Source organism: Neobacillus mesonae (genome assembly GCF_023715155.1).
Taxonomy (GTDB): Bacteria; Bacillota; Bacilli; order Bacillales; family Cytobacillaceae; genus Neobacillus; species Neobacillus mesonae_A.
Window position 1 is genome coordinate 34,628 of the sequence record NZ_JAMBNQ010000026.1, and the last position, 13,838, is coordinate 48,465.

Consider the following 13,838-nt stretch of genomic DNA (forward strand, 5'->3'; position numbering starts at 1 on the left):
AATGTCTATTTTAAAAATAGGCGAATAAAGGAGGGAAAATAATGGCAAAACAAAAAATTCGTATCCGCTTAAAAGCATATGATCACAGAATTCTTGATCAATCTGCTGAAAAGATTGTTGAAACAGCGAAACGTTCAGGAGCAGCCGTTTCTGGTCCGATTCCGCTTCCAACTGAAAAGTCTGTTTACACTATTCTTCGTGCGGTTCATAAGTACAAAGATTCTCGTGAACAGTTTGAAATGCGGACACATAAGCGTCTAATCGATATTGTGAATCCAACTCCACAAACAGTTGATGCATTAATGCGTTTAGACTTACCATCAGGTGTCGATATTGAAATTAAACTTTAATTAAAAATAAAAGCTAAAGAAATTAGGAGGTGTGACTGATATGACCAAAGGAATCTTAGGAAGAAAGATTGGTATGACTCAAGTATTTGCGGAGAACGGAAACTTAATTCCTGTAACTGTAGTTGAGGTAGCTCCAAACGTTGTTCTTCAAAAGAAATCTGTTGAGAATGATGGATATGAGTCTATTCAGCTTGGTTTTGAAGACAAACGTGAAAAGTTATCAAACAAACCAGAAAAGGGACATGTTGCTAAGGCAAATACTGCTCCTAAGCGCTTCATTCGCGAATTCCGCGGAGACGACTTAGCAAGCTATGAAGTTGGTCAAGAAGTCAAAGTTGATATTTTCGCTGCAGGCGATTTAGTAGATGTAACAGGAATCTCAAAGGGAAAAGGTTTCCAAGGCTCCATCAAACGCCACGGACAATCACGCGGCCCAATGGCTCACGGTTCACGTTACCATCGTCGTCCTGGTTCAATGGGACCGGTTGCTCCAAACCGTGTATTTAAAGGTAAATTATTGCCTGGACGCATGGGCGGAGAACAAGTTACTGTACAAAACCTTGAGATCGTTAAGATTGATACAGAACGCAACTTGCTTTTAATCAAAGGCAATGTACCGGGTGCGAAAAAAGCATTATTAAAAATCAAAGGTGCGGTAAAGGCATAACGATTTCATAAGAAAGGAGGAAGAAAGAATGCCGAAAGTTGCATTATTTAACCAAAGCGGTTCACAAGTTGGGGATATTGAACTAAACGAGTCCGTTTTTGGTATTGAACCTAACCAACACGTATTATTTGAAGCTATTGTTATGCAAAGAGCTTCACTACGTCAAGGAACACATAAAGTAAAAAACCGTTCAGAAGTTCGCGGCGGTGGACGTAAACCATGGCGTCAAAAAGGAACAGGCCGTGCTCGTCAAGGCTCAATCCGCTCACCACAATGGCGCGGAGGCGGTATTGTATTTGGACCACAGCCACGCAGCTATAGCTATAAATTGCCTAAGAAAGTTCGTCGCTTAGCAATTAAGTCTGCTTTATCTTCTAAAGTATTAGATGAAAATATTTTAGTGGTAGATGGCTTAAGCTTTGATGCTCCAAAAACAAAAGATTTCAAAGCTGTTTTAAACGGTCTTTCTGTTGAGAAAAAAGCTTTAATTGTAACTGCTGACCTAGATGAAAACGTAGCATTATCTGCTCGTAACATCCCTGGAGTTACAGTTGTAACAGCTGATGGAATCAACGTACTAGATGTTGTAAATCATGATAAATTAATCATGACTAAAGCAGCGGTTGAAAAAGTAGAGGAGGTGCTTGCATAATGGATGCACGCGATATCATTAAGCGCCCCGTTATCACTGAACGTTCTACTGACCTAATGGCTGAAAAGAAATATACTTTTGATGTTGATGTGAGAGCTAACAAAACTCAAGTAAAAGACGCGGTTGAAGAAATCTTCGGCGTTGAAGTTGAGAAAGTTAACATCATGAACTACAAAGGTAAATTTAAGCGCATGGGTAAATTTGGCGGTTATACAAACAAACGCCGTAAGGCAATTGTGAAACTTACTGCTGACAGTAAAGAAATTGAATACTTTGAAGCATAAACTCTAACAAGAAGAGGAGGGAAATAAAATGGCGATTAAAAAGTACAAACCTACCTCAAATGGTCGTCGTGGAATGACTAGTTTAACTTTCGATGAAATTACAACCAGCACTCCAGAAAAATCTCTTTTAGCTCCACTTAGCAAAAGAGGCGGCCGAAACAATCAAGGTAAGTTAACTGTTCGTCATCAAGGTGGCGGCCATAAGCGTCAATATCGTATTATTGACTTTAAACGCAATAAAGATGGCATTCCAGGACGCGTTGCCACTATCGAGTACGATCCAAATCGTTCTGCAAATATTGCATTAATTAATTATGCAGATGGAGAAAAACGTTATATCATAGCTCCAAAAAATCTACAAGTTGGAATGGAAGTAATGTCTGGTCCAGAGGCTGACATTAAAGTGGGGAATGCTCTTCCACTAGCAAACATTCCTGTTGGTACTGTGGTACACAACATCGAATTAAAACCAGGTAAAGGCGGACAATTAGTTCGTTCTGCAGGTACATCTGCACAAGTGCTTGGTAAAGAAGGCAAGTATGTCCTTGTTCGTTTAACTTCCGGCGAAGTTCGTATGATCTTAGCTGAGTGCCGTGCAACAGTCGGTCAAGTTGGTAATGAACAGTATGAACTTGTTCACATTGGTAAAGCCGGCCGGTCTCGCTGGTTAGGCAAACGCCCAACTGTTCGTGGTTCTGTCATGAACCCTAATGATCACCCGCATGGTGGTGGTGAAGGACGTGCTCCAATCGGACGTAAATCACCAATGTCGCCTTGGGGTAAACCAACTCTTGGTTACAAAACTCGTAAGAAGAAAAACAAGTCAGATAAACTTATTATTCGTCGTCGTAAAAAATAACGGGATTGCACTACGGTTCACGATAGGAACCGTAGAACAATCACGAAGGGAGGTTCATCCATGGGTCGCAGCTTAAAAAAAGGACCATTTGTCGATGATCATTTAATGGTTAAGGTCGAAAAGATAAACGAATCGGATAAGAAGCAGGTAATTAAAACTTGGTCTCGCCGTTCAACGATCTTCCCACAATTTATCGGTAACACGATTGCCGTTTATGATGGCCGTAAACATGTGCCTGTTTATATTACGGAAGACATGGTAGGACACAAGCTGGGGGAATTCGCTCCATCTCGTACTTACAAAGGTCATGCCGCTGATGATAAGAAAACAAGACGTTAAGAGAGGAGGGCATCCTAATGCAAGCTAAAGCTGTTGTAAGAACAGTTCGTATTGCTCCTCGTAAAGCACGTTTAGTCGTTGATTTAATCCGAGGAAAGCAAGTTGGTGAAGCGGTAGCCATTTTGAAACTCACTCCAAAGGCTGCTTCTCCAATCGTTGAGAAAGTATTAAAGTCTGCTATGGCAAACGCTGAGCACAATTATGAAATGGACGTTAATAGTTTAGTTGTTGCTCAAGCATTTGTTGACGAAGGGCCAACATTGAAACGTTTCCGTCCTCGTGCACAAGGCCGTGCAAGCCAAATTAACAAACGCACAAGCCATATTACAATTGTTTTATCTGAGAAGAAGGAGGGATAATCTGTGGGTCAAAAAGTAAATCCAGTCGGTTTGCGTATCGGGATCATCCGTGATTGGGAATCTAGATGGTATGCAGGCAAAGACTTTGCTGAACTTTTACATGAAGACATTAAAGTTCGTGAATACATTACAAAGCGTTTAAAAGATGCTTCTGTATCTAAAGTAGAAATCGAACGCGCTGCAAATCGTGTGAACGTAACGGTCCATACTGCTAAGCCTGGTATGGTTATCGGTAAAGGCGGTACAGAAGTTGAAGCTTTACGCCGCGCTTTAAATCAACTTACCGGCAAACGTGTTCACATCAATATTCTTGAAATTAAAAAGGCTGATATTGATGCAAAATTAGTTGCAGAAAATATTGCTCGTCAATTAGAAAACCGTGTATCATTCCGTCGTGCGCAAAAGCAATCAATTCAACGTGCAATGCGTGCAGGTGCTAAAGGTATTAAAACAATGGTATCCGGCCGTTTAGGCGGTGCTGATATTGCTCGTGCAGAGCATTACAGCGAAGGAACAGTTCCACTTCATACACTTCGCGCTGATATCGACTATGCTACAGCTGAAGCTGACACTACTTATGGTAAGCTTGGTGTAAAAGTATGGATCTACCGTGGAGAGGTCCTTCCTACTAAGAAGAAAACTGAGGAAGGAGGCAAATAATATGTTATTGCCAAAACGCGTAAAATTCCGCCGTCAACATCGTGGCAAAATGCGTGGTAACGCAAAAGGCGGTACTGAAGTAACTTTTGGTGAATTCGGCCTGCAAGCTACAGAGGCTTCTTGGATTACAAACCGTCAAATTGAAGCAGCACGTATTGCTATGACTCGTTATATGAAACGTGGCGGTAAAGTTTGGATTAAAATTTTCCCTCATAAGCCTTACACTGCTAAGCCTCTAGAAGTCCGGATGGGTTCTGGTAAAGGTGCTCCAGAAGGATGGGTAGCTGTTGTGAAACCTGGGAGAATTATGTTTGAAATCGCAGGCGTTTCTGAAGAAATCGCTCGTGAAGCTCTTCGTCTAGCATCACACAAACTTCCTGTAAAATGTAAGTTTGTAAAACGTGAAGAAATTGGTGGTGAATCAAATGAAAGCTAATGAAATTCGTGACCTTACCACTGCTGAAATTGAACAAAAAGTTAAAAGTTTAAAAGAAGAGCTTTTCAACCTTCGCTTTCAATTGGCGACTGGACAACTTGAAAATACAGCTCGTATTCGTGAAGTACGCAAAGCGATTGCTCGCATGAAAACTGTTATTCGTGAAAGAGAAATCAGCGTTAACAAGTAAATCTAAAGAGAGGAGGTTCACATAGATGAGTGAACGTAATCAACGCAAGGTTTACACAGGACGCGTTGTTTCTGACAAAATGGATAAAACCATTACTGTTCTTGTTGAAACATACAAAAAGCATCCACTTTACGGTAAACGCGTTAAGTACTCTAAAAAGTTTAAAGCTCATGATGAGCAAAACCAAGCAAAAGCAGGCGACATCGTGCGTATCATGGAAACTCGTCCGCTTTCAGCTACAAAGCGCTTCCGTCTTGTTGAGGTAGTGGAAAAAGCAGTTATTATTTAATTGTTCGGATAAGCAATAGTTCCGAAGGGAGGTTACACACATGATTCAACAAGAATCACGTTTAAAAGTTGCTGACAACTCCGGTGCTCGTGAAGTACTTACGATCAAAGTTCTTGGTGGCTCTGGCCGTAAAACTGCTAATATCGGCGACGTTATTGTTTGCACAGTAAAACAAGCAACACCAGGTGGCGTTGTTAAAAAAGGCGACGTTGTTAAAGCAGTAGTAGTTCGTACAAAGAGCGGTGTACGCCGTCCAGATGGTTCATACATTCGTTTTGATGAAAACGCATGTGTTATTATCAAAGATGATAAGAGCCCGCGTGGTACCCGTATTTTCGGACCAGTTGCCCGCGAACTTCGCGACAGCAACTTTATGAAAATTATTTCTTTAGCTCCAGAAGTTCTATAATATAAATCAAATTGCCTTTAAGGAGGTGCTTACAGATGCATGTGAAAAAGGGTGATAAAGTTAGAGTCATCTCTGGTAAGGATAAAGGCAAAACAGGCGTAATCCTAGCTGCCTATCCAAAAGATAACCGCGTATTAGTTGAAGGTGTTAACATTGTGAAAAAACACTCTAAGCCTTCTCAAGCTAACCCACAAGGCGGTATCTTCAGCCATGAGGCACCAATTCATGTATCAAACGTAATGCCTATCGATCCTAAGTCTGGTAACCCAACTCGTGTAGGTTATAAAACGGTTGATGGCAACAAAGTACGCGTAGCAAAATCCGGTGAAGTTCTAGATAAATAGTTCATAGAAGAAGGGAGGTACACAATATGAACCGCCTAAAAGAAAAGTATGTTAGTGAAATTACTCCAGCTCTTGTGAGCAAGTTTAATTATAAATCTGTAATGCAAGTACCAAAAATCGAAAAGATTGTTATTAACATGGGTGTTGGTGACGCAGTTCAAAATTCAAAAGCTCTTGATAATGCAGTTGAAGAACTATCTTTGATTACTGGTCAAAAACCTGTTGTTACACGCGCAAAGAAATCTATTGCTGGTTTCCGTCTTCGTGAAGGCATGCCAATCGGCGCAAAGGTTACACTTCGCGGTGAACGCATGTACCAATTCCTGGATAAATTAGTTTCTGTTTCTTTACCTCGTGTTCGTGACTTCCGCGGGATTTCTAAAAAAGCTTTCGATGGTCGCGGCAACTATACATTAGGTATTAAAGAACAGCTAATCTTCCCTGAAATTGATTACGATAAGGTAAGCAAAGTTCGTGGTATGGATATCGTTATTGTAACAACTGCCAACACTGATGAAGAGGCTCGTGAACTCTTAACTCAATTTGGAATGCCATTCCAAAAGTAATCGCTAAATAAGGGAGGCGAAAGACTTGGCTAAAAAGTCAATGATTGCGAAACAAAAACGCACGCCTAAATTCAAAGTACAAGAGTACACACGCTGCGAACGCTGCGGACGTCCACACTCTGTATATCGTAAATTTAAGCTTTGCCGTATTTGTTTCCGTGAATTAGCATATAAAGGACAAATTCCTGGTGTCAAAAAAGCTAGCTGGTAAAACTAGAGTTTGTGGAAGGAGGTAAAAATAATGGTCATGACAGATCCAATTGCTGATATGCTTACTCGTATTCGTAATGCGAATATGGTACGTCACGAAAAATTAGAAGTACCTGCTTCTAATATCAAAAAAGAGATCGCTGAAATATTAAAACGTGAAGGTTTCGTTCGTGATGTTGAATATATCGATGACGATAAACAAGGTATTATCCGTATCTTCTTAAAATACGGAGCTAATAACGAACGTGTTATTACTGGTTTAAAACGTATAAGCAAGCCTGGTTTACGTGTTTATGCTAAATCAAATGAGGTACCACGCGTCCTTAATGGTCTTGGCGTTGCACTTGTATCAACTTCTCAAGGTGTTGTAACTGATAAGGAAGCTCGTGCAAAGCAAATCGGCGGAGAAGTATTAGCTTACGTTTGGTAAGAGTTTTTGAATGAATGGAGGTGCACTAAATGTCTCGCGTAGGGAAAAAACCTATTGAAATTCCAGCAGGTGTAACAGTTACTCTTAACAACCATACTGTTACTGTGAAAGGACCAAAAGGCGAATTAACTCGTTCTTTTAATCCTGAGATTTCTATTAATGTGGAAGAGAACGTAGTAACAGTTACTCGTCCTTCTGACTCTAAAGAACACCGTACAAATCACGGAACTACCCGTGCGCTGATTGCGAATATGGTTGAAGGTGTTTCTGACGGATTTGTGAAAAACTTAGAATTAATCGGGGTTGGATACCGTGCTCAAAAACAAGGTAAAAAGCTTGTTTTGAACGTCGGCTATTCCCATCCGGTTGAAATTGAACCAGAAGAAGGCATTGAAATTGAAGTGCCTGCAAATACAAAGATTTCAGTAAAAGGTACTGACAAAGAACGTGTTGGTGCGTTAGCTGCTAACATTCGTCAAGTTCGTCCTCCAGAGCCATATAAAGGCAAAGGAATTCGTTACGAAGGCGAATATGTACGCCGTAAAGAAGGTAAAACTGGTAAGTAATGCCGGATAGGTAAACGAAAGGAGTGACGTAAATGATTACGAAGCAAGATAAAAACGCTGTTCGCCGGAAAAGACATACTCGTGTACGTGCGAAATTAAGCGGTACTTCTGCTCGTCCACGTCTAAATGTGTTTCGCTCAAACAAGCATATTTATGCTCAGTTAGTCGATGACACTAAAGGAGTTACTTTAGCAAGTGCTTCTACACTAGATAAGGAACTTAACCTTGAGTCTTCAAGCAATGTTGAGGCAGCTAAAGCGGTCGGTGAATTAGTTGCAAAGCGTGCTGTGGAAAAAGGGATTACTTCTATTGTCTTTGACCGTGGAGGATACCTATACCATGGACGTATTCAAGCATTAGCTGATGCAGCTCGTGAAAATGGACTACAATTTTAATAGACAAAGGAGGGACTAAAGAATAATGCGTCGTATTGATCCAAACAAACTTGAACTAGAAGAACGCGTGGTTACAATTAACCGTGTTGCGAAAGTTGTAAAAGGCGGACGTCGTTTCCGTTTCTCTGCTCTTGTTGTTGTCGGAGACAGAAATGGCCATGTCGGTTTCGGAACCGGTAAAGCACAGGAAGTTCCAGATGCAATTCGTAAGGCAATTGAAGATGCCAAGAAAAACCTAATTGAAGTACCAATGGTTGGAACAACTGTTCCTCACGAAGTAGTTGGACGTTTTGGAGCTGGTGAGATCCTGCTTAAACCTGCAGCAGAAGGTACAGGAGTTATTGCAGGCGGTCCAGTTCGTGCGGTTCTTGAATTAGCTGGGGTTCAGGATATCCTTTCAAAATCTCTAGGAACAAATACTCCAATTAACGTCATTCGTGCAACAATTGAAGGCTTGACACAATTAAAACGTGCTGAAGACGTAGCAAAATTACGTGGTAAATCAGTAGAAGAACTGTTAGGATAAGGAGGGAAATCAAATGGCAAATAAACTTGTAATTACCCTCAGCAAGAGCGTTATTGGTCGCCCTGAAAATCAGCGTCAAACAGTTAAAGCACTAGGTTTACGTAAATTAAATCAAACAGTTGAGCATCAAGATAATGCAGCTATTCGCGGTATGATCACTAAAGTTGCTCACCTTGTAACAGTTAAAGAACAATAATCAATTGTTTTCTTTCATAAGGAGGTGCCGATATGAATCTACATGAATTAAAGCCTGCTGAAGGTTCCCGTCAAGAGCGCAAACGTAAAGGACGCGGTATTGGTTCAGGAAATGGTAAAACTGCCGGTAAAGGTCATAAGGGTCAAAAGGCTCGTTCTGGCGGCGGTGTACGTGTTGGTTTTGAAGGTGGTCAAACACCTTTAGCTCGCCGTTTACCAAAACGCGGTTTTACGAACATCAGCCGTAAAGAATTTGCAATTGTAAACCTTGACGCTTTAAACCGTTTTGAAGATGGTACAGAAGTTTCTCCAGAACTTCTAATCGAAACTGGTGTTGTAAGTAACGAAAAATCAGGAATTAAGATTCTTGCAAAAGGGAACGTAGAGAAAAAGCTGACAGTAAAAGCTCATAAATTCTCCTCTGCCGCTAAGGAAGCTATTGAAGCTGCTGGCGGAACTACTGAGGTGATCTAATGTTCCAAACAATCTCCAATTTTATGCGCGTGGGTGATATACGTCGAAAGATCATATTCACCCTTTTAATGTTAGTCGTCTTTCGTATTGGTACATTTATTCCAGTACCGAATGTAAATGCGGAGGTATTGGCTGATCAAGATAAATTAAGTGTGTTCGGTATTTTAAATACCTTTGGCGGTGGAGCGTTGAAACAATTCTCCATATTTGCCATGGGTATTATGCCGTACATCACTGCATCGATTATTATTCAGCTGCTTCAAATGGATGTTGTGCCGAAGTTTACGGAATGGGCTAAGCAAGGAGAAGCTGGCCGCAGAAAGACAGCACAGTTTACCCGGTACGCTACAGTCATCCTCGGTTTTATTCAAGCTTTAGGTATGTCCTATGGCTTTAATAACTTGGCAAATGGACAATTAATTGAAAATCCCGGTATTTCTACTTATTTATTAATAGCGGTTGTTTTAACGGCAGGTACATCCTTCTTAATGTGGTTAGGTGAACAAGTTACTGAGAAGGGTGTTGGAAATGGTATTTCCATCATCATTTTTGCTGGTATCGTTGCCGGAATACCAAGTGTTATTAATCAAATATATGTTCAGCAGTTTGAAAATGCAGGCGAAGCGCTATTCTTACGAATTGTAACAGTTGCTGTAATTGTATTAGTAATTATTGCAATCTTTGTTGGTGTTATTTTCATTCAGCAGGCAAGCCGGAAGATTCCAATCCAGTATGCAAAGCGTATGTCAGTTGGGCGTACACCGGTTGGCGGTCAATCAACCCATATGCCTTTGAAGGTTAATGCGGCTGGTGTAATTCCTGTAATCTTTGCGGTTTCATTTCTTGTCACGCCAAGAACGATCGCATCATTCTTTCCGCAAAATGGTGTAACGCTTTGGATTATGAAGGTATTTGATTATTCTCATCCAATCGGGATGGTCATTTATGCAGCTTTAATTATCGCGTTTACTTATTTTTATGCTTTTATTCAAGTCAAACCTGATCAAGCAGCAGAAAACTTGCAAAAGCAGGGCGGCTATATCCCGGGTATTAGGCCGGGTAAGAGCACTGAAGAATATTTAACCCGCGTTTTATATCGTTTAACCTTTGTTGGTTCCATCTATCTTGCACTTATTGCGGTTCTTCCTGTTTTCTTTATAAAAATTGGAAACCTGCCGCAGTCGGCTCAAATCGGCGGAACAAGCTTACTTATTGTTGTCGGTGTTGCACTTGAAACATATAAGCAGCTTGAAGCACAATTAGTTAAACGTCATTATAAAGGATTTATCAAGTAATATTTTTTACCAGGGAGCCCTCCATATAGAGGGTCCCAAAAGTAAGTCTAAAGCACGAGGGGGAACACGTGTGAATTTAGTATTAATGGGCCTTCCAGGTGCCGGTAAAGGTACTCAGGCAGAAAAAATTGTCGAGAAATACCGCATCCCTCATATCTCAACAGGAGATATGTTCCGTGCAGCTATGAAAGAGGGAACAGAATTAGGATTAAAAGCAAAATCATTTATGGATAAAGGCGAACTGGTTCCTGATGAAGTAACCATTGGGATTGTCCGTGAGCGTTTAGCCAAAGATGATTGCAAAGAAGGCTTCTTACTAGATGGCTTTCCTAGAACAGTACCTCAAGCAGAAGCATTAGAAACTCTTCTTGAAGAGTTAGGTAAAAAGATTGATTACGTTTTGAATATCAATGTTGATAAAAGTATTTTAATGGAGCGTTTGACTGGACGCCGTATCTGTAAAGACTGTGGGGCTACTTATCATCTTGTCTTTAATCCTCCTGCAAAAGAGGGTGTATGTGATCGCTGCGGCGGTGAGTTATACCAAAGAGCAGATGATAATGCTGAAACTGTTCAAAATAGATTAGATGTTAATATCAAACAACAGCAGCCATTACTTACTTTCTATGAAACAAAAGGATATTTACGTACAATCAATGGTCAGCAGGATATTGAAAAGGTATTTGCTGATATTGAAGAATATTTAAGGGTTATCCGTTAATGCCTTACCCAGAAAATTATGGCTTACGACTCTCGAATATCTCCCGAACGCTTCGATAGTATGTAAAAGCAAAAGGCTTTTCAGTTGTCCTTTAGTATACAGGACCGAGAGTTGGGCAAGAATGACATGAGGACTTTAATTTTCCTCTATAATACAAAATTTACTTGCGGACAAAAGACGTATAGTATGGTAAGATTGAAAGGTTGCTAACAACTTGCGATAGAGAAGACTCGCTTTATACTACTAGTCTTTACGAACGCTTAATTCGAATAAGAAGGGAGATGGGACCGATGGCCAAAGATGATGTTATTGAAATTGAAGGTAAAGTCATTGAAACTTTGCCAAATGCCATGTTTAAGGTAGAATTAGAAAATGGTCATACAGTGCTAGCTCATGTTTCCGGGAAAATTCGAATGCACTTTATTCGCATTCTTCCAGGCGACAAGGTAACTGTTGAGCTTTCTCCATATGACTTAACGCGCGGAAGAATTACGTACCGCTTTAAATAATTGCTTGCACTCCGTACTATTAAGGAGGTTAGGATAATGAAAGTAAGACCATCTGTTAAGCCGATCTGCGAAAAGTGTAAGGTTATCCGCAGACGCGGTAAAGTTATGGTTATCTGTGAAAACCCTAAACATAAACAAAAACAAGGATAATATCAAGGGAGGTGCACATTCTAAATGGCACGTATTGCTGGTGTAGATATTCCACGTGAAAAGCGTGTAGTAATCTCTTTAACTTACATTTATGGTATTGGTAAAAATACTGCACAAAAAATCTTAGCAGAAGCTGGTGTTTCTGAAGATACTCGTGTGCGTGATTTAACTGAAGATGAACTTAATAAAATCCGTGATATCATTGACAAACTAAAAGTTGAAGGTGACCTTCGTCGTGAAGTTTCCCTTAACATTAAGCGTCTAATGGAAATTGGCTGCTATCGTGGATTACGTCATCGCCGCGGCTTACCAGTTCGTGGTCAAAACACAAAAAACAACGCCCGTACACGCAAAGGTCCTCGTAAGACTGTTGCTAACAAGAAGAAGTAATCGGTAAAGGAGGTTAAATAAAAATGGCACGTAGAACAAATACACGTAAACGCCGTGTTAAAAAGAATATTGAAGCAGGAGTTGCACATATTCGTTCAACTTTTAACAATACAATTGTAACCATCACAGATGTTCATGGTAATGCAATTTCATGGTCAAGTGCTGGTGCGCTTGGATTTAAAGGATCTCGTAAGTCTACACCATTCGCTGCACAAATGGCTGCAGAAACTGCTGCAAAGGCATCTATGGAACATGGAATGAAAACTCTAGAAGTTACTGTAAAAGGACCTGGTGCAGGACGTGAAGCTGCAATTCGTGCTCTTCAGGCTGCTGGACTTGAAGTAACTGCTATTAAAGACGTTACACCTGTTCCTCATAACGGCTGCCGCCCGCCAAAACGTCGTCGTGTGTAATTTTTCTGTATAAGTTTTGTATCATCTGTCTATAATGGGATATGATATGAATTTATTTGAAGTTTATACAGAAGATTTATTCCAGTTGTTGTGCACAAAACGGGAACATATACATGGGGGAATTTCGATTAGCAAACGTCTAATTGAGGTTTCGACGTTTTGAAGGAGGGTTAATTGATGATCGAAATAGAAAAACCAAAAATCGAAACGGTTGAGATCAGCGATGATGCCAAATACGGTAAGTTCGTCGTAGAGCCACTAGAGCGTGGATATGGTACCACTTTGGGTAACTCCTTACGTCGTATCCTTTTATCTTCACTGCCAGGTGCCGCTGTTACTGCGATTCAGGTCGATGGGGTACTTCATGAGTTCTCAACAATTGAAGGCGTCGTAGAGGATGTAACATCTATCATCTTAAACATTAAAAAGATTGCATTAAAAATTTATTCTGAAGAAGAGAAAACATTAGAAATTGATGTTCAAGGTTCTGGTCCTGTTACTGCAGGTAATATCACTCATGACAGTGATGTAGAGATATTAAATCCTGAACAGCACATTGCAACATTAGGATCAAATGGACATCTTCGTATGCGTTTATCTGCTAAGCGAGGTCGCGGCTATACCCCAGCTGATCAAAATAAGCGTGAGGACCAGCCAATCGGTGTTATTCCAATTGATTCTATTTATACACCAGTTTCTCGTGTTACTTATACAGTAGAAAATACACGTGTAGGTCAACTATCTAATTTTGATAAATTGACACTTGATGTTTGGACAGATGGAAGCACTGGACCAAAGGAAGCGATAGCCCTTGGTTCGAAAATCTTATCAGAGCATTTAAATATTTTCGTTGGGTTAACTGATGAAGCACAAAATGCTGAGATTATGATTGAAAAAGAAGAAGATCAAAAAGAAAAAGTTTTAGAAATGACAATTGAAGAACTTGATCTTTCTGTTCGTTCTTATAACTGCTTAAAGCGTGCTGGAATTAATACTGTTCAGGAATTAGCAAATAAGACTGAAGAAGATATGATGAAAGTACGGAATTTAGGCCGCAAATCACTTGAAGAAGTGAAGGCAAAACTAGAAGAGCTTGGATTAGGTTTACGTAAAGACGACTAGTTTGTTTTTTACAATAACCATCCGATTAAATGACTTCA

28 protein-coding genes are annotated in these 13,838 nt (G+C 40.3%); all 28 read left to right on the plus strand.

Translation table 11 applies throughout. The annotated features are described in order from the left end of the window. Positions 1–41: 41 nt before the first annotated feature. Positions 42–350 (plus strand): 30S ribosomal protein S10, encoded by a 309-nt coding sequence (rpsJ, locus tag M3183_RS18430; protein ID WP_007085291.1) that lies wholly within the window; start codon positions 42–44, stop codon positions 348–350. A 40-nt stretch (positions 351–390) separates the two neighbouring features. Beyond that, positions 391–1,017 (plus strand): 50S ribosomal protein L3, encoded by a 627-nt coding sequence (gene rplC, locus M3183_RS18435; RefSeq protein ID WP_251472011.1) that lies wholly within the window; start codon positions 391–393, stop codon positions 1,015–1,017. Between the two features lie 28 nt (positions 1,018–1,045). Next, positions 1,046–1,669: a 50S ribosomal protein L4 gene (gene rplD / locus M3183_RS18440; protein WP_251472013.1), complete on the plus strand. Its 624-nt coding sequence runs from the start codon at positions 1,046–1,048 to the stop codon at positions 1,667–1,669. Continuing rightward, positions 1,669–1,953 (plus strand): 50S ribosomal protein L23, encoded by a 285-nt coding sequence (rplW, locus tag M3183_RS18445; protein ID WP_251472015.1) that lies wholly within the window; start codon positions 1,669–1,671, stop codon positions 1,951–1,953. Before rplD ends, rplW begins: the two co-directional genes overlap by 1 nt. 28 nt (positions 1,954–1,981) lie before the next feature. After that, positions 1,982–2,812 carry a 50S ribosomal protein L2 gene (rplB, locus tag M3183_RS18450; protein ID WP_251472017.1) on the plus strand — a complete coding sequence of 277 codons (831 nt, stop codon included), beginning with the start codon at positions 1,982–1,984 and terminating at the stop codon, positions 2,810–2,812. 60 nt (positions 2,813–2,872) lie between these two features. Continuing rightward, positions 2,873–3,151 (plus strand): 30S ribosomal protein S19, encoded by a 279-nt coding sequence (rpsS, locus tag M3183_RS18455; protein ID WP_251472019.1) that lies wholly within the window; start codon positions 2,873–2,875, stop codon positions 3,149–3,151. A 17-nt stretch (positions 3,152–3,168) separates the two neighbouring features. Next, complete coding sequence (gene rplV / locus M3183_RS18460) at positions 3,169–3,510, plus strand: 50S ribosomal protein L22 (protein WP_251472020.1); 342 nt, start codon at positions 3,169–3,171, stop codon at positions 3,508–3,510. Between the two features lie 3 nt (positions 3,511–3,513). Further along, entirely contained in the window at positions 3,514–4,170 is a 657-nt protein-coding gene (gene rpsC / locus M3183_RS18465) for a 30S ribosomal protein S3 (protein WP_251472021.1), read from the plus strand. Position 4,171: 1 nt separating this feature from the next. Further along, positions 4,172–4,606 (plus strand): 50S ribosomal protein L16, encoded by a 435-nt coding sequence (gene rplP, locus M3183_RS18470; RefSeq protein ID WP_042353703.1) that lies wholly within the window; start codon positions 4,172–4,174, stop codon positions 4,604–4,606. Further along, positions 4,596–4,796 carry a 50S ribosomal protein L29 gene (gene rpmC / locus M3183_RS18475; RefSeq protein WP_251472022.1) on the plus strand — a complete coding sequence of 67 codons (201 nt, stop codon included), beginning with the start codon at positions 4,596–4,598 and terminating at the stop codon, positions 4,794–4,796. The genes rplP and rpmC overlap by 11 nt, the downstream gene beginning before the upstream one ends. A gap of 25 nt (positions 4,797–4,821) precedes the next feature. Continuing rightward, entirely contained in the window at positions 4,822–5,085 is a 264-nt protein-coding gene (gene rpsQ, locus M3183_RS18480) for a 30S ribosomal protein S17 (RefSeq protein ID WP_251472023.1), read from the plus strand. Positions 5,086–5,125: 40 nt separating this feature from the next. Further along, entirely contained in the window at positions 5,126–5,494 is a 369-nt protein-coding gene (gene rplN / locus M3183_RS18485; protein WP_251472024.1) for a 50S ribosomal protein L14, read from the plus strand. 35 nt (positions 5,495–5,529) lie between these two features. Beyond that, on the plus strand, positions 5,530–5,838 hold the full coding sequence (gene rplX / locus M3183_RS18490; RefSeq protein WP_251472025.1) for a 50S ribosomal protein L24: 309 nt from the start codon (positions 5,530–5,532) through the stop codon (positions 5,836–5,838). A 26-nt stretch (positions 5,839–5,864) separates the two neighbouring features. Then, on the plus strand, positions 5,865–6,404 hold the full coding sequence (rplE, locus tag M3183_RS18495) for a 50S ribosomal protein L5 (protein WP_251472026.1): 540 nt from the start codon (positions 5,865–5,867) through the stop codon (positions 6,402–6,404). A gap of 25 nt (positions 6,405–6,429) precedes the next feature. Next, entirely contained in the window at positions 6,430–6,615 is a 186-nt protein-coding gene (gene rpsN, locus M3183_RS18500) for a 30S ribosomal protein S14 (protein ID WP_001085700.1), read from the plus strand. 30 nt (positions 6,616–6,645) lie between these two features. Continuing rightward, positions 6,646–7,044 carry a 30S ribosomal protein S8 gene (rpsH, locus tag M3183_RS18505; RefSeq protein WP_251472028.1) on the plus strand — a complete coding sequence of 133 codons (399 nt, stop codon included), beginning with the start codon at positions 6,646–6,648 and terminating at the stop codon, positions 7,042–7,044. Positions 7,045–7,073: 29 nt separating this feature from the next. Continuing rightward, a complete protein-coding gene (gene rplF / locus M3183_RS18510; protein WP_251472030.1) occupies positions 7,074–7,610 on the plus strand; it encodes a 50S ribosomal protein L6 in 537 nt (178 codons plus the stop codon). A gap of 32 nt (positions 7,611–7,642) precedes the next feature. Continuing rightward, positions 7,643–8,005, plus strand: a complete 363-nt coding sequence (gene rplR / locus M3183_RS18515) for a 50S ribosomal protein L18 (protein WP_251472031.1) — start codon at positions 7,643–7,645, stop codon at positions 8,003–8,005. 25 nt (positions 8,006–8,030) lie between these two features. Then, a complete protein-coding gene (gene rpsE / locus M3183_RS18520) occupies positions 8,031–8,531 on the plus strand; it encodes a 30S ribosomal protein S5 (protein WP_251472032.1) in 501 nt (166 codons plus the stop codon). A gap of 13 nt (positions 8,532–8,544) precedes the next feature. Beyond that, positions 8,545–8,727: a 50S ribosomal protein L30 gene (gene rpmD / locus M3183_RS18525; RefSeq protein ID WP_251472033.1), complete on the plus strand. Its 183-nt coding sequence runs from the start codon at positions 8,545–8,547 to the stop codon at positions 8,725–8,727. A 32-nt stretch (positions 8,728–8,759) separates the two neighbouring features. After that, entirely contained in the window at positions 8,760–9,200 is a 441-nt protein-coding gene (rplO, locus tag M3183_RS18530) for a 50S ribosomal protein L15 (RefSeq protein WP_251472034.1), read from the plus strand. After that, on the plus strand, positions 9,200–10,495 hold the full coding sequence (gene secY / locus M3183_RS18535; RefSeq protein ID WP_251472035.1) for a preprotein translocase subunit SecY: 1,296 nt from the start codon (positions 9,200–9,202) through the stop codon (positions 10,493–10,495). The genes rplO and secY overlap by 1 nt, the downstream gene beginning before the upstream one ends. A gap of 70 nt (positions 10,496–10,565) precedes the next feature. Then, positions 10,566–11,216, plus strand: a complete 651-nt coding sequence (locus M3183_RS18540; protein WP_251472036.1) for an adenylate kinase — start codon at positions 10,566–10,568, stop codon at positions 11,214–11,216. Between the two features lie 290 nt (positions 11,217–11,506). Then, the gene (gene infA / locus M3183_RS18545) at positions 11,507–11,725 is read left to right on the plus strand and encodes a translation initiation factor IF-1 (protein ID WP_007085268.1); all 219 of its coding nucleotides are present in this window, start codon (positions 11,507–11,509) and stop codon (positions 11,723–11,725) included. 36 nt (positions 11,726–11,761) lie between these two features. Continuing rightward, on the plus strand, positions 11,762–11,875 hold the full coding sequence (gene rpmJ, locus M3183_RS18550) for a 50S ribosomal protein L36 (protein WP_000868344.1): 114 nt from the start codon (positions 11,762–11,764) through the stop codon (positions 11,873–11,875). Between the two features lie 24 nt (positions 11,876–11,899). Then, the gene (gene rpsM / locus M3183_RS18555) at positions 11,900–12,265 is read left to right on the plus strand and encodes a 30S ribosomal protein S13 (protein ID WP_066390147.1); all 366 of its coding nucleotides are present in this window, start codon (positions 11,900–11,902) and stop codon (positions 12,263–12,265) included. 23 nt (positions 12,266–12,288) lie between these two features. Then, positions 12,289–12,678, plus strand: coding sequence for a 30S ribosomal protein S11 (gene rpsK, locus M3183_RS18560; protein WP_251472037.1), 390 nt, complete (start codon positions 12,289–12,291; stop codon positions 12,676–12,678). A gap of 177 nt (positions 12,679–12,855) precedes the next feature. Then, complete coding sequence (locus M3183_RS18565; RefSeq protein ID WP_251472039.1) at positions 12,856–13,800, plus strand: DNA-directed RNA polymerase subunit alpha; 945 nt, start codon at positions 12,856–12,858, stop codon at positions 13,798–13,800. Positions 13,801–13,838: the final 38 nt, after the last annotated feature.

Coding starts and splice junctions, on each gene's coding strand:
- rpsJ (WP_007085291.1), top strand. CDS start 42: ATGGCAAAACAAAAAATTCGTATCCGCTTAAAAGCATATGATCACAGA.
- rplC (WP_251472011.1), top strand. CDS start 391: ATGACCAAAGGAATCTTAGGAAGAAAGATTGGTATGACTCAAGTATTT.
- rplD (WP_251472013.1), top strand. CDS start 1,046: ATGCCGAAAGTTGCATTATTTAACCAAAGCGGTTCACAAGTTGGGGAT.
- rplW (WP_251472015.1), top strand. CDS start 1,669: ATGGATGCACGCGATATCATTAAGCGCCCCGTTATCACTGAACGTTCT.
- rplB (WP_251472017.1), top strand. CDS start 1,982: ATGGCGATTAAAAAGTACAAACCTACCTCAAATGGTCGTCGTGGAATG.
- rpsS (WP_251472019.1), top strand. CDS start 2,873: ATGGGTCGCAGCTTAAAAAAAGGACCATTTGTCGATGATCATTTAATG.
- rplV (WP_251472020.1), top strand. CDS start 3,169: ATGCAAGCTAAAGCTGTTGTAAGAACAGTTCGTATTGCTCCTCGTAAA.
- rplP (WP_042353703.1), top strand. CDS start 4,172: ATGTTATTGCCAAAACGCGTAAAATTCCGCCGTCAACATCGTGGCAAA.
- rpmC (WP_251472022.1), top strand. CDS start 4,596: ATGAAAGCTAATGAAATTCGTGACCTTACCACTGCTGAAATTGAACAA.
- rpsQ (WP_251472023.1), top strand. CDS start 4,822: ATGAGTGAACGTAATCAACGCAAGGTTTACACAGGACGCGTTGTTTCT.
- rplN (WP_251472024.1), top strand. CDS start 5,126: ATGATTCAACAAGAATCACGTTTAAAAGTTGCTGACAACTCCGGTGCT.
- rplX (WP_251472025.1), top strand. CDS start 5,530: ATGCATGTGAAAAAGGGTGATAAAGTTAGAGTCATCTCTGGTAAGGAT.
- rplE (WP_251472026.1), top strand. CDS start 5,865: ATGAACCGCCTAAAAGAAAAGTATGTTAGTGAAATTACTCCAGCTCTT.
- rpsH (WP_251472028.1), top strand. CDS start 6,646: ATGGTCATGACAGATCCAATTGCTGATATGCTTACTCGTATTCGTAAT.
- rplF (WP_251472030.1), top strand. CDS start 7,074: ATGTCTCGCGTAGGGAAAAAACCTATTGAAATTCCAGCAGGTGTAACA.
- rplR (WP_251472031.1), top strand. CDS start 7,643: ATGATTACGAAGCAAGATAAAAACGCTGTTCGCCGGAAAAGACATACT.
- rpsE (WP_251472032.1), top strand. CDS start 8,031: ATGCGTCGTATTGATCCAAACAAACTTGAACTAGAAGAACGCGTGGTT.
- rpmD (WP_251472033.1), top strand. CDS start 8,545: ATGGCAAATAAACTTGTAATTACCCTCAGCAAGAGCGTTATTGGTCGC.
- rplO (WP_251472034.1), top strand. CDS start 8,760: ATGAATCTACATGAATTAAAGCCTGCTGAAGGTTCCCGTCAAGAGCGC.
- secY (WP_251472035.1), top strand. CDS start 9,200: ATGTTCCAAACAATCTCCAATTTTATGCGCGTGGGTGATATACGTCGA.
- infA (WP_007085268.1), top strand. CDS start 11,507: ATGGCCAAAGATGATGTTATTGAAATTGAAGGTAAAGTCATTGAAACT.
- rpmJ (WP_000868344.1), top strand. CDS start 11,762: ATGAAAGTAAGACCATCTGTTAAGCCGATCTGCGAAAAGTGTAAGGTT.
- rpsM (WP_066390147.1), top strand. CDS start 11,900: ATGGCACGTATTGCTGGTGTAGATATTCCACGTGAAAAGCGTGTAGTA.
- rpsK (WP_251472037.1), top strand. CDS start 12,289: ATGGCACGTAGAACAAATACACGTAAACGCCGTGTTAAAAAGAATATT.
- M3183_RS18565 (WP_251472039.1), top strand. CDS start 12,856: ATGATCGAAATAGAAAAACCAAAAATCGAAACGGTTGAGATCAGCGAT.